Annotated in this window: 10 protein-coding genes; 9 read left to right on the top strand and 1 reads right to left on the bottom strand. The window is 44.4% G+C overall.

Going from position 1 to position 13,926, the window contains the following annotated elements; all coding sequences use genetic code 11:
- Positions 1–285: 285 nt before the first annotated feature.
- From QUB12_RS34475 to QUB12_RS34505, 7 genes are all read left to right on the top strand, one after another.
- Positions 286–1,725 (top strand): IS200/IS605 family accessory protein TnpB-related protein, encoded by a 1,440-nt coding sequence (locus QUB12_RS34475; RefSeq protein WP_333310655.1) that lies wholly within the window; start codon positions 286–288, stop codon positions 1,723–1,725.
- 678 nt (positions 1,726–2,403) lie between these two features.
- Positions 2,404–3,018 carry a hypothetical protein gene (locus tag QUB12_RS34480; RefSeq protein ID WP_333310657.1) on the top strand — a complete coding sequence of 205 codons (615 nt, stop codon included), beginning with the start codon at positions 2,404–2,406 and terminating at the stop codon, positions 3,016–3,018.
- 335 nt (positions 3,019–3,353) lie between these two features.
- Positions 3,354–3,692, top strand: a complete 339-nt coding sequence (locus QUB12_RS34485; protein ID WP_293133152.1) for a CU044_2847 family protein — start codon at positions 3,354–3,356, stop codon at positions 3,690–3,692.
- The gene (locus QUB12_RS34490) at positions 3,676–5,223 is read left to right on the top strand and encodes a serine protease (RefSeq protein WP_333310660.1); all 1,548 of its coding nucleotides are present in this window, start codon (positions 3,676–3,678) and stop codon (positions 5,221–5,223) included. The genes QUB12_RS34485 and QUB12_RS34490 overlap by 17 nt, the downstream gene beginning before the upstream one ends.
- Before the next feature lie 158 nt (positions 5,224–5,381).
- Positions 5,382–6,311 (top strand): hypothetical protein, encoded by a 930-nt coding sequence (locus QUB12_RS34495; RefSeq protein ID WP_333310661.1) that lies wholly within the window; start codon positions 5,382–5,384, stop codon positions 6,309–6,311.
- A gap of 152 nt (positions 6,312–6,463) precedes the next feature.
- On the top strand, positions 6,464–8,122 hold the full coding sequence (locus tag QUB12_RS34500) for an ABC transporter substrate-binding protein (protein ID WP_333310663.1): 1,659 nt from the start codon (positions 6,464–6,466) through the stop codon (positions 8,120–8,122).
- 236 nt (positions 8,123–8,358) lie between these two features.
- Positions 8,359–9,369, top strand: coding sequence for an ABC transporter permease (locus QUB12_RS34505; RefSeq protein ID WP_333310665.1), 1,011 nt, complete (start codon positions 8,359–8,361; stop codon positions 9,367–9,369).
- A gap of 11 nt (positions 9,370–9,380) precedes the next feature.
- Here the strand turns inward: QUB12_RS34505 and QUB12_RS34510 are convergent, their stop codons facing one another.
- Positions 9,381–9,791 carry a hypothetical protein gene (locus QUB12_RS34510; protein ID WP_333146567.1) on the bottom strand — a complete coding sequence of 137 codons (411 nt, stop codon included), beginning with the start codon at positions 9,789–9,791 and terminating at the stop codon, positions 9,381–9,383.
- Positions 9,792–10,308: 517 nt separating this feature from the next.
- Here QUB12_RS34510 and QUB12_RS34515 point away from each other — a divergent pair.
- Positions 10,309–12,177, top strand: a complete 1,869-nt coding sequence (locus QUB12_RS34515; protein WP_333310667.1) for an efflux RND transporter periplasmic adaptor subunit — start codon at positions 10,309–10,311, stop codon at positions 12,175–12,177.
- A gap of 424 nt (positions 12,178–12,601) precedes the next feature.
- Positions 12,602–13,819, top strand: a complete 1,218-nt coding sequence (locus tag QUB12_RS34520; protein ID WP_333146571.1) for an ABC transporter permease — start codon at positions 12,602–12,604, stop codon at positions 13,817–13,819.
- Positions 13,820–13,926: the final 107 nt, after the last annotated feature.

Consider the following 13,926-nt stretch of genomic DNA (forward strand, 5'->3'; position numbering starts at 1 on the left):
TTACGGATATGGGTTGATTTACATTCTGGGCATTGCATAAATTATTCCTCCTATTCATACTCTAACTCAGCAACGCCCAGACTAATTAGCGTTGGTGATGTCTCTCGAAAGAGAATGCGTAACCTTTGAAAAAGACCTCGCCAGCGACGTTTCGGAAATAAAAGAAACTCATTGAAAAACTTGCAAATCCTGCGCGAAGCGATTAATCTACTAGGATGCAACCACATTGAGAGGTCGAATCAATGGCTACCTTAACTTACTGTAAAGGCTTACCCACGCCAGCAGATGAACTCAACGAACTTGGATTTACAGATTTCGAGATGTTCTTGGAAGCTTACGCCCCAATTTTCTTTCTCTGCAAGTATTGAAACAGTCAGCCACTTACTTTTAAATACAGACTTCAAGAAATCCGATTGGAACACACACTTACAGCACACCTACGGCATCAATAAGCGCCATGCAAATGGCGTAATTAGTGCTGCCAAAGGTCGTGTAGACGGCGCTAAAGAGCACAGAATTTTACACGTAAAGACTCTTGAAGGAAAGATTAAATCCATTAGTGCGTGGCTCAAGAAAGCCGAGCGTAAGTTGGCATTAGCTCGTAAATTTTATGCCAAGAAAAAATGGCAGAATTCCAAGACAGGTTGTAATTTCCCCATAGCTTGCTCGCTCCAATACAAATCTACCAATTGGCAGAGCTTACGCTTTCAAATACACCATAAAAAGCGGAGACTGACCCGGTTAACGAATAGGCTCGAACACTTAAGACTCAAGCCAATCAAAGTCTTCGTCCCTCACAGTGATATTTTCGTTGTCGGTTCCAAGGACGAGTCTTTCGGTAATCAAGTTTCCCAGTGGAATGGGAACACAATAACTTTTAGAGTCCCCAAATGCTTAGAGTCACGATTCGGGAAAGCCGTATCTTCCGAGGTGGGTGATTTCAGTCGCAACATAAATAGACTACCAGAATGCGGTGCTAAGACCTGGCATTTCTACCGTAAAAACGGAAAGTGGGTTATTGCCTTGCAATTTACTCCCAAGCCGGTGAATCAAGTTTCTAGAAATAGGATGTACGGTTGCATTGGTATCGATATGAATCCTGGTTCTATTGGGTGGGCGTATGTTGATACTGAAGGGAATCTCCAAGCCAAAGGGCAGATTCCATTGCAGATGGGCTTACCGAATGGCAAGCAACAGGCTCAGATCGTTAATGCTTGCCTGCAATTAGCAGCAAAGGCTGTGGAATTTGAATGTCCTGTAGTTTGCGAAGAACTTGATTTCTCAGCAAAAAAAGAATCTTTAGGAGAGAAGGGTAAAAAGTATGCCCGGATGCTGTCAGGCTGGGCATACAGCGAGTTCTACAAACAACTCAATTCTATTTTATCGAATCGCGGAATTGAGCTAATTGTAGTCAATCCGGCTTATTCAAGTATTATCGGTTTGGTAAAATATCTAAAAATGTATGGTCTAGCTAGCGACGAATCTGCCTCTCTGGTCATTGCTCGCAGAGCCATGAAATTAAGTGAAAGAATACCTCGCTCCTTAACCGCCTATTCCGAGGTGAACCCGGAAAAGCACGTTTGGAGCGAGTGGAACCAACTGAATAAAAAAATCAAACGTTCCGGTGTAATATTACGTCGTTGTAATTATTATACCGTTTCTAACTGGAGTTTCTTGGTCAACCTCGATACCGAGGAAGCGCAAGCGCTAAGAAAGAACGTTTAAAGCTTATACCGCAGAGTTTACCTAGGTTTGCCTAGGTTTTCACAAGCGGTACAACCCCTCAGTGCTTTAGTAAGTCTTTAAAATTAGTCGATTTTTGTAAAGATTTAGGTTTTATGTTGACTTATGATCAATCTTATGAGTTATAAGGTTGCCGCATCGCGCTCTTGAGCTTGGGGTATTGACACACTCAGCTCTGAAGACACGCTCGATTCTTGAATAGACTAGGGGAGAGAGCAATTTTTGCCTGGCTGCTATCACTTCAGTTGAGGCGAACTGGTACATTCCGATGGCGAATATGATCTGGATTTATAGTACGTCGTTTTCCCATTTTGCTCCCAGAGTCACACCTTAGAGACCAGATTAGCTTTTTGGCTCTGATGAAGTTCAGGCGAGCGGCATAAAATAACAGAGAGGCATCGTATCGGGCTTAATCTTGAGACTGCAAATGGCTCAAACCTTGTAAATAAAAAGGCTGTAAGCATTCTCCAGACATGGGTAGCCCATAGCCATAAATGCTTCAATCGCTGTTCGCGTTACACAGCAAGGCCTGGAGGCAAGCTCAAGTTCTCCGAAGGGGGGAACTTGAGCTTAAGTTGTCACCAATGGGGTCTTCCTAGTAACGAGAAGCGATCGATTAGCAATTAGCAAATTAGTAATTACTTATTCTTTGGTTTGAAAATGTCTGTTAAACAATCACATTACGAGACTTTACTAGCAGAGTACAGCGAATCTTCTGCCGCGATCGCCCTGCTGAAAAAATATCGGCTTTACATGGAAATGATTCCGAGTATCCGCCGCGCCCATGAGAGTTTAATCACAATTCCTTTGCCAATTGCCCGCTTGCGGGACGGGGTTTCGTATGCCGGAAGCAGCGGCACTAGCATATCGCCCGGACAGGCAGTTTGTTTGCCCTGCGATTTGGCGATTTTGATGTGCGATCCTGAATGGAAAGTTAAAATTGGAGTGGAAATTTTGATTTTCATTCATCGTCCGGGCGAAGAGTTTTCTGAGTTGCTCGGCCGCTGGCGGCAGTCTCAGGTTTGGCTGGATAAAGGTTACGAATGGGTGATGCCGCAGCGCTACAGACATATTTACAGCGATGAAGCTGAGGCTGTTCATCCGCTATTTGTTTTGTTTGAGGAAACGCCGGAACTGGTTCAACGGGGTTTGATGGCGGCTGGTTTGCCTTTTGTGGTGGAAAGTTTCGAGTCTGGGAGTGAGGAAGTAGAGGAGGAAGAGTTTCTCGGTAGCGGGGAACTGGGAAGTATTGGTGAAGAGAGTTTTGATTTGTAGGGTTGGGTGCGATCGCCTATAGCCATCGTATTGCTTGAAGTAAAGTAGATTTTTTTCAACGAACCGCAGAGGGCGCAGAGGGCGCAGAGAAAGAGAAAAGAGAGAAATTCTGTATTCATGGGAATTGCTTGATATTGGACAACCTTTGATTATCGGTCAATTGGGGGCAAGTGAGAAATATATAGGACTTAGGCACGCACTGTACTGGTAGCGTGCGCCCGCGCACTGTACTACTATAGGTGGTTTGTGAGCAGGTAATTTGCATAAGTCTTGTCTATAAAATAAAATAGGGATACCATATACTACATCCTCCCAACAAGAGAACGAGGTTAAGTGTGAAGCGCATAGTTGAATTTCCTCTAGAAAGTGGCGACTCCATTTTTGTGGAGGTAGAAGATCCAGCCCCAATTGATGATTGCATTGGTTTGCGCGATGAAATAGTTCAAAAGGCGCAACAGACTTTCGAGTCAGCACTGGAAAAAATCAAGCCCCTAACAAATGCAATCATGACCAAGGTGCGTAGCTTGAACGAGCCAGCAGATGAAGTGGAGGTTAAGTTTGGTATAAAAATGAGTGCTGAACTTGGGGCCGTTATTGCTTCTGGCAATGCCGAAGTCAACTATGAAATTACGCTAAAGTGGCAACGGAAGTCAAACGATGACAGTAGCACTTGAACCATCGATCGTCAGGATTTACTCAAACAGTAGCAAAGTTGTTGGTGCTGGCTTCTTAGTCTCTCAAAAGCATATCCTGACCTGCGCCCATGTGGTAGCTTATGCCTTGGGATTGACGCCTAGAGAAACTGTCGAGATGCCGGATGCAGAAATCACTTTAGACTTCCCACTCCTGCCATCCCAACGGCTGTTCAAAGCCAGAGTAGTTTTCTGGCGACCACTGAATCGTGATAAGTTTGAAGAAGATATTGCGGGATTAGAATTAGAGAGTCTTCCCCCCAATGGATTTCGCTGCGTGCGATTGGTTACATCTGACGACTTATGGGGACATCCTTTTCAAGTTTTGGGTTTTCCAGAAGGTCAACCCAATGGTGTTCCAGCCTCTGGTGTGTTACGCACGCGAAATGCTAAAGGTTGGGTACAGCTTGAGGATGTGAAACAGACGGGTTATGCCTTAGAGCCAGGTTTCAGTGGTGCGCCCGTGTGGGATGACGAACTACAGGGTGTAGCAGGTATGGCTGTAGCAGCAGACAAGAAGCGACCAGAAGTGAAAGCGGCCTTTATGATTCCTGCTACTCAACTGGCTAGAGTTTGGCCTAAATTGAATCAGCAAGTTATCCATCCGGAAATTTGGAGACCTGTACATACCCAAGTTAACGATAATGTTGAACCAGGGTCTGTTACTATAAATCGACAGGAACTACCATTAACCAACTATAACTCTAACTTCATAATTGACGCTATCAACTATAAAGAATTAAGCAATGGAACCAGGGTTTATAGTCTTAAGGTGTTCAACAAAGGCTACGCTGATGGGGTAATTGAAAGCCGTACTCAACATTGTGAATTGATCGATATTCGAGGGATTAAAGGTATAAGAATTCCCGATAGGGTTGGAGAGTTTGCGGTGCAATCAATAGAAAGGTTGTGGCGTCTTTCCAAAGAAGGATATGACTTTCTAGATCCAAGAAATTCATTAGGTAACTCAGAGCCAACAGAAGTAAGAAACATCAGAGTTCCACCAGGCGGCATATTGAAGCTTACAAAAACAGGTGAAAATGCTCTGGTTTATAACCAAGCAACATTTTTGTCCAGCTTATTTTTTAAATCATCAAGCTTTTCGGGGCTGTTAGCCCTTTGTGAAAAAATTCAAAAAAAGAACATTGGCAGCTTTGTAAAAAGTGAAGTTTTTCGAGGTTTAATGAGAGAAAATCTCAGTTTGCCACTAGATGAGGCTACTAAAACTTTTGTATCATCAACGTGGGTGGATAATCGCAAATTAGAAACTCTGAAAAAAATATGTGAATTAATGAGACAAGAAAATCTAAATGCTAGCAATGTCCTTGACAATCCTTTAGAAAATATGCTCAGAATTACAGGTTTAGAAATGCTCAATTTTCCCTTGAACGTTACTGAGGATTTCATCAAACGTAACAACGGATTTCTCCAATGGCTCGATTGGGAGAGAGCGCAAATCGTAGAGGCAAAAGAAGGGGCATTGTTTATTGAACGTTGGCCTAGTTCCCGTTAGATAAGAAGCAAAAAGTACGCCCTGCTAATCTAATTTTGCTTGCAACGAGTATCAGGGGATTAGATAACAAAAGGGTAGGATTGAGATGATAGCAATCTCTATATTGTTTAAAAGTGAGCATTAATGCCCGTACAAAATGTGAATAAAAAGAGGAAAAAATGAGCCAAAAAGATAGAAATTACACCGGAAGGGAAAATGAAAATAGACAAACAGGAAAAACCAAGACAATCATCTACCTAATTATTTGGGCGTTTATTTTGGGCGCATTAATTGCATCTGGAGTTACTTTCGCGCTTCTAAAAGGAGGTTATTTAGCTTTAAACAACCCTAATGCACCCCCTACTCCAGCGCCGACTCCCTTACCCACTTCATCATCACTTATTCCAACACCGACTCCACTACCCCCTTCATCGCTCATTCCAACACCGACTCCGTTGCCGACTTCATCACTCATTCCAACACCGATTTTATCACCCACTCCGTCATTGGTGCAGCCTGTTCCAACTCCAAGTGGAAGTCCAAACATTAGTTCGCAAGCAACTGAATCGCCTCAGTTGGACAATGAGGTTTCTCGCCAAGGAGAAAACAACAACAATCAACTTCCTGGATATTTTCCCGATAAAGGCTTTACAGCACCTCCTTCTGACTTGAGTCGGTTCAAAAAAGCTAATTTATTGCTCAAAGAGATGGTAATATCGGGCGATAATTATATAAGCTTTGTGAAAGGAACTATTTTAATTCGTGGCAAGCTATATTCACCTATATTTCGCTTAAGAGGAGATACAAACGAACAACGAGTTGGTGTTCAACTAGATGGTTCACAAAAAGGGTTACTGTTACAGTTTGGTCAACAAGATTTATCGGCGGGAGATACCAACTTAACTTATTTAGTAAGAATATCAGTTGATGGAAAATTGCTTTGGGCTGGAGAGTGTAAATACGGACCAAACAATCAAATTATATCTGTGCCTCTAGGTGTACCTGGAGCAACAAGTCTAGTGGTTGAATACTCTATTTCTGAACAGGGAGGTTTCTATTCTTATAATTATCCTCCCCTATATTTTACTAGGGCTGATTTGTTGTATTAATAATTTCTGGAATATCAGCACTCCCATACAAATTAATATTTTATTGATGAGTCTGGAATTGCTCTGGCTATGGTTAAGTTATATGCCTGGTAATTCAAGGACTCAATATTATTTGCATGAGTGCATTTTGCTAGTAAAGGGGAGATATGAAGATGAAATTATTCAAATATTGGCGTTTGGTTTTATTAGGTCTAGTTTTTGGGATGGCTGTAATTTTATCAAATTGCGGCACTCCTTCAAACACGGTTAGCAATAATTCTCCAACTCCGACAACTCCTGCTGCGGTTCCGGCTGGGGCTTTAGTTTACGGTGCGGGTGGGCCGCCGATAAATCTGGAACCGGGAAATATTACTGATGGCAATTCGGTGATTGTTATCGACCAAATTTACAATCGCTTGACTGATTTCAAACCGGGAACTGTGGAACTTGAGCCGAGTCTCGCTACTGAATGGTCAAGTTCTAAAGATGGTAAAACTTGGACTTTTAAGTTGCGTTCTGGGGTCAAGTTTCACGACGGTACGGATTTTGATGCGGAATCTGTTAAGTTTAATGTGGAGCGCTGGTGGGATGCGAAAAATCCTAACGGTTTTCGAGAAGCGGGCAAGAATTATCCGATTTGGAAAGATCTTTTTGGCGGGTTTAAGGGAGAAAAAGATTCTTTAGTAAAAGATGTGGCGGTTGTTGATAAGTCTACAATTAAATTTGTTTTGAATCGACCTTTTGCTGCTTTTCCGTCGGCGATTGGGTCGGGTTATTTCGGGATGGCGAGTCCGGCGGCGGTGAAAAAAGCGGGTGCTAAATACGGCACTCCGGGGTCGCTGGCGGTGGGTACGGGGCCTTTTGTGTTTCAGGAATGGCGATCGGGCGATCGCATAGTTTTGGAGAAAAATCCGAATTATTGGAAAACTGGCACGCCAAAAGTCAATCAATTGGTAATTCGTTTTGTTGACGATCCGGCGGCGAGACTGGCTCAGTTGCGAGCAGGACAACTTGATTTTACTGTAGATTTAACGCCGGATCAACTGCAAGAAGTTCAGGGAGATCCTAATTTAGAAGCTGTTGTGCGACCTTCTTTTAATGTCGGTTATTTAGCGTTAAATCCGAGTTACGAACCTTTATCGAAACCAGAAGTCAGGCGGGCGATCGCCCAAACCATTAACAAGCCAGCCATAGTCCAAGCTTTCTGGGGAGAACTCGGAAAACATGATTCGCAATTTATCCCGCCTGCGCTGAATTGGGCGGCGTCCGATCGAGTTAAAGATTATGAATTTAACCCGCAGCAAGCTAAAGCAATGCTCGCGAAAGCCGGTTATCCGAACGGTTTTGATTTGGATTTGTGGTATATGCCCGTGGGCCGTCCCTATTTTCCCACGCCGAAGCCGATCGCTGAGGCATTTGCGGCGGATTTGAGCGCGATCGGGATTCGGGTAAAATTGCTGACAAAGGATTGGTCTGCTTATTTAGCCGATCGGCTAAAACCTCCCGGATTTCAATCTTTTATGATGGGTTGGACTGGAGATTATGGCGATCCAGACAATTTTTATTATCCTCACTTCGGGCCTGGTTCCACGGGGGATTTGGGAAATTGGAAAAATCCGAAAGTTCTGGAACTTTTGGATCAGGGGAGGGCGAGTGGCGATAAAGCAGCTAGGGCGAAAATTTATGCGGAAGTTAGCGAGATTTTGCATGGGGAAGCTGTGCGTTTGCCGATCGTACATTCGCAGCCGCTTTTAGGGAAACGCAAGAATATTCAAGGTTGGATTCCGAGTCCTTTGGGGTCTGAGTCTTTTGAGGATGTTAGTAAGTCTTGAAAGCGGCGGGTTTTCCTTGTATCTAATTGTGTAGGGGCGGGTTTTACCAACAATATAGCCCTAATACCGACAATCTCAAAAACCCGCCCTCTTCACTTCGTGGTTCCCTAAAAAAGGGCGGGTTTATCTATATTTTTAGTCATGCCAAATATTGCTCATAAAAAAACCCCTACCAATCATATAATAATATGTGAAAAAGCCGCAAAATCCGAGACGCTAGAATCTATATTAAAAACATGATTAATTATATTGTAAAACGTTTGCTGGGACTATTGCCCGTCCTTTTCGGAATCACTCTGCTAGTATTTATATTTTTGCATTTGATACCAGGAGACCCAGCTACAGTGCTTTTGGGAGAACGGGGAACTCCCGAACAGGTGGAAATTTTGAGAGCGAGATTAGGTTTAAATCAGCCTTTACCTTTGCAATATTTGGCGTTTTTATGGAGTTTGCTGCGCTTGGATTTGGGAAATAGTATTATTAGCGGTATTCCGATAATTGATGAAATTACAAGTCGCTGGCCTGCTACTTTTGAACTGTCTGTGGTGGCGATGTTGGTGGCACTTGTTATCGGAATTCCGGCCGGTATTTTGGCTGCTGTTCGGAAAAATAGCTGGCTGGACAATCTCGCGATGAGTGGTTCGTTAATTGGCGTATCTTTGCCGGTTTATTGGTTGGGATTGATGTTGATTTATTTGTTTGCTGTTTATCTGAAATGGCTGCCTCCTAGCGGGCGAATTAGTGTAGATTTGGGGTTTGGTTTTAAGTCGATTACGGGTATTTATGTTTTGGATTCTTTGCTGAGATGGGATTTTGCCGCTTTGCGGGATGCGATCGCCCATTTAATCCTGCCAGCTTTGACTTTAGGAACTATTCCTCTGGCTATTATAGCTCGCATCACTCGTTCGGCGATGCTGGAAGTCCTTTCTCAAGATTACATCCGCACTGCAAGGGCTAAGGGATTGCCGGAATATTGGGTGATTTTGAAACACGCTTTGAAAAATGCGTTTTTGCCGATCGTCACAACTATCGGTTTGCAGTTCGGCACTCTTTTAGGCGGCGCTATTCTGACTGAAACGATTTTCTCGTGGCCGGGAATTGGTTCTTGGATTTACACCGGTATTCTGACGCGGGATTACCCAATTGTCCAAGGAGGAGTAATCTTTGTGGCTGTAACTTTTGTACTGATTAATCTGGCGGTTGATATTTCCTATGCTTTTTTAGATCCGAGAATTCAGTACCGTTAATGAAAAGGAAATCAGACACGAAATGCTTGTTTAACATCCGGCCGCTGCAGGTAGTAAATGCTAGCCACTGCAAAACCCAGAGTTAAAAAATTGACTGCTGTACCGCCGCTGCCCAACATTTTGGCAATTTGCGCGAGGGTAGCGATGATGTGGACAATTAACGTTCCCGTCCAAGCCCATTTTTTGAGTTGAAACAAACCCCAAGTTAAGAGTAAAGAGAGGAGGCCTAAAATAAAACTAATTCCAGCAAAAATTGCAATGAAGCCGCCGATTACAGTGCCAACTTTTGCCCCGCCGACAGCCGCACCGATGCCGCCAAAAATCCCGGCAAAAAGTAAGATGAACAAGCCGTCAAGCAGACTGAAAATGCCGCTAATTAGCTGCAAGATTGCCAAAACTGTAACACTTTGAGGGCGATTCATTGTTTTGATTTTCCATTTTTAACGGATTTGAAAAATATTTTAACCTGTTGTGGGCACAGGGCGAATATGTATTCAGGGTTTACACACCGCTACCCGTGAAACCGGGTTTATGAGAATAAGTGTGTCCATACTGTGTCGTTGCGAGATTCGCACTGGCAGATCCCGCAGCGATGGGTTCGCGAGTCCGCAATGACCGAGTTTAGTCGATCGCCCGCTGCCCGATCGGCCTTTGTTGCTGCTGAGGATCACGCCCCGATCTCCCAAAAATGATATTATTTATTAAAATATATTTTTATTTGCCAGCAGCCGGGAGCGATTTTGTTTAGATCCACCTCTTTTGGCTGAAAAAACTTAACATTTTTTAATAAATTGCAAAGATTAGCTATAATTGTTTACAGGTGCGGGTTGGGGAACTTTTTATAAATCACCCGATCGGATGAGTCTGAAAGACGATGCCAAGCATCAGCAAAAATTTTACCTTTAAAGGTAATCCTGAGATTAAATTAGGTGAGTCGGTATGATCGTTAGCCCTAAAAAGGAAACTGCTCAGGTCAAGGTGGAAGATACTCAGATTGTAGACACCAAGGCCGCAGAGACCAAAATTGCAGATAAAAAAACCGCCCAAAAGCAGTCTCCGAAGAAACCCGCGCGCAAACCGCAGCGGTGGGCGATTGGGTTGGTTGCAGCCGGGTTGCTAGCTGTACCGACCACAATATATATAGCAAAAAGTCGATCGCAGCCGAAAGTAGATGCGATCGCCACTATGACAGTGCCGGTGGAAGCGCAAAACCTCACGGTGCGGATCACGTCCAGTGGCACGGTGCAGCCCGTACAGCGCGTGAATCTCAGCCCGAAAGGTTCCGGGCGCATAGCAGAATTATTTGTCGAACAAGGCGATAAAGTCGAAGCAGGACAAATCGTGGCCCGCATGGAAAGCCGCGATGTAGAAGCTCAACTCGCTCAAGCTAAAGCCCGCGAAGCTAGCGTGCGAGCAAAACTCGCCAAAATTGAAGCCGGGAATCGATCGGAAGACATCGCCAGCGCCCGAGCGCGCTTAGAGCAAGCCGAGGCCAGTCTCGCGCAACTCCAAGCCGGCAGCCGCGTGGAAGAAGTGGCAGGAGCCAGAGCCCGCTTGCAGCAAACTCAAGCAGGCTTGCAGCGACTGCGAGCCGGCAGCCGCGTAGAAGAAGTCAGCCAAGCGCGAGCTCGTTTAGCCCAAGCTCAAGCTCGTTTAGCAGATGCTCAAACCGGCAGTGTCAAACAAGAAATTGCCCAAGCACAAACGCAAATTGACTCGAGTAAAGCCCAAGCCGAACTAACAGCTCAACGAGTAGAACGCAATCGGCCGCTAGTGGAAGAAGGTGCTCTTGCTAAAGATAAACTCGATGAACTGATCAAAGAAAATCGCACTGCCCAAGCTAAATTAATAGAATCTCAAAGACGCCTGCAACAACTGCAAGAAAGTCGGGAGTCGCAAATTCAGCAACTGCAAGCTGCTGTGCAAGTCGAGCAGCAAGCATTGAAGCAATTGCAAAACGGCACGCGATCGGAAGAAATTGCCCAAGCCGAAGCAGAAGTTGCCGAAGCTAAAAGCAAATTAGCGCAAGTAGAAAACGGCAACCGTCCAGAAGAAATCGCCAAAGCCGAAGCAGCAGTTGCTGAAGCAAAAAGCCAATTGGCGGCACAAGAAAACGGTTCTCGCCCGGAAGAAATAGCTCAAGCTCAAGCTGAATTAGCCGAAGCTCAAGCTCAAGTTCGCTTTCAAGAAGTGCAGTTAGAAGATACGAAAGTTCGCGCTCCTTTTGCTGGAATTATTACCCAAAGATACGCCATCCAAGGAGCTTTTGTAACTCCCGCAACTTCGGCATCGGAAGCGACTTCGGCAACTTCGACATCGATTGTCGCTTTAGCTAGAGATGTGGAGGTTTTGGCGAAAGTCCCGGAGGCTGATATCAGTCAAATTAAACCGGGTCAAGTAGTTGAAATAGTCGCTGATGCTTATCCAGATAAAGTGTTTAAAGGCCGCGTTAAGTTAATTGCGCCGGAAGCTGTTAAGGAACGGGACGTGACGCTATTCCAAGTGCGAGTTGCCATTGATACGGGCAAGGATTTCTTGCAATCGGGGATGAATGTAGATTTGAGATTTGTTGGTGAAAAGTTGAGCAATGCTTTAGTTGTGCCGACGGTGGCAATTGTCACTAATAAAGGTCAAACGGGTGTGCTGGTTCCTGATGAGAAACAACAGCCGAAGTTTAAGCCTGTTACGGTTGGATCGACTATTGGCAACAAGATTCAGATTTTAGAGGGTGCAAAAGTGGGCGATCGCGTTTTTACCGAACTTCCTCAAGGTAAAAAGCTGGAGGATATTATCAAGAATCAGAAATAGGGCATGGGGCATGGGGCATGGGGCATGGGGCATGGGGCATTATTTATCTCGATCGCTCTAGGGTGTTTTCTTTCCCCGGAGATCCCCCCTAACCCCCCTTAAGAAGGGGGGGACAAGAGCAGTCAAAGTCCCTCTTAAGAAGGGGGGACAACAGTATTCAAAGTCAACCCCTACTCCCCTTATTAAGGGGGATTTAGGGGGCTCTAAACTAGACTACAAGCGAGATTGATTATAGGTTTAAATATTAATTTGACACCAATAATCCCAATCCCAAATCCCCAATCCCCAATCCCCAATCGAAAATCCAATAATTCCCAATCCCCAATCCCCAATCCCCAATCGAATAATCCCCAATCCCAATCCCCAATCTCAAATCCAATAATCCCCAATCTAAAATCTAAAATCTAAAATCTAAAATCGAATTATGGATATTGTTGAAAGCGTCAAAATGGCTGTCACAACTTTGATGGCAAACAAGCTTCGCAGCACCTTGACGATGTTAGGAATTATCATCGGCAATGCTTCGGTAATTTCTATGATCGGTATTGGGGAAGGAGCTCAAACATTTATCGAGGGACAAGTTAACTCTCTGGGTTCAAACTTGCTATTTATTATTCCCGGAAGTCCTGAAGCACAAAGCCGCCCGGTGATTCCGCCCCAGACTTTAGTCGTGGAAGATGCAGAGGCGATCGCATCTCAAGTTCCTTCTGTCGAAGAAGTCGCACCAACTCTCAATGACAGTCAACTCGTTACCTACCGCAACAAAAATGTCTCATCTTCCATTGTCGGAACTACCCCAGAGTTTCTGACAGTCAGAAGCTTTGATGTTGCCCAAGGTCGATTTTTAAACAAATTAGATTTAGAAAGACAAGAAAATGTGGTGGCTTTAGGATCGGAAGCAGCAGAACAATTGTTTGGCAATACACAGCCAATTGGTCAATACATTCGCATCAAAAACTCGACTTTTCAAGTGATTGGTGTCATGCAGGCGAAAGGCTCAAGTTTTGGCGACAATCAAGATATGAATGTTTATTTGCCGCTGACAACAATGGCTAACAGAATTGTTGGTCGCTCGTCTCCCTACGGTACAAAAGTAACATTTATTTCGGTTGCTATCAAAGATGAAAGTATGATGCAAGCGGCCCAATTTCAAATAGAAAATTTGCTCAGGTTGCGGCACAAAATTACTAAAGAAGATGATTTTACGGTTCGCAACCAGAAAGATTTAATGAATACTTTGGGCAGTATTACTGGTGCTTTGACGTTGATGTTGGCTTTCGTGGCGGCAATTTCGCTGTTTGTCGGCGGCATCGGGATTATGAATATCATGCTGGTTTCGGTTACTGAACGCACGAAGGAGATTGGATTGAGAAAGGCGATCGGAGCTTCTCAGCAAGATATCCTGATTCAGTTTATGATAGAGTCTGTGATTTTGTCGGCGGCAGGCGGGGCGATCGGCACTGGATTCGGTATCGGCGGCGTGCTTTTAGTAGCTGCTTTTACTCCCTTGCAAGCTAGCGTTTCCCCAGTGGCGATCGCACTTGCAGTCGGTGTTTCGGGCAGTATCGGCTTGTTTTTCGGCATTGTGCCCGCAAAACAAGCTGCTAAACTCGACCCGATCGTCGCATTGAGAAGTGCTTAAGAAGTCAATAGTCATTAGTCATTAGTCATTAGGAATGAAAAATAAATAACTTAATGAATTACTCAGGTTGGGGTACGGCTCGATAATTCCATTTGGGCAAATATTCG

Source organism: Microcoleus sp. B7-D4, from assembly GCF_036705125.1.
Lineage (GTDB): Bacteria > Cyanobacteriota > Cyanobacteriia > Cyanobacteriales > Microcoleaceae > Microcoleus.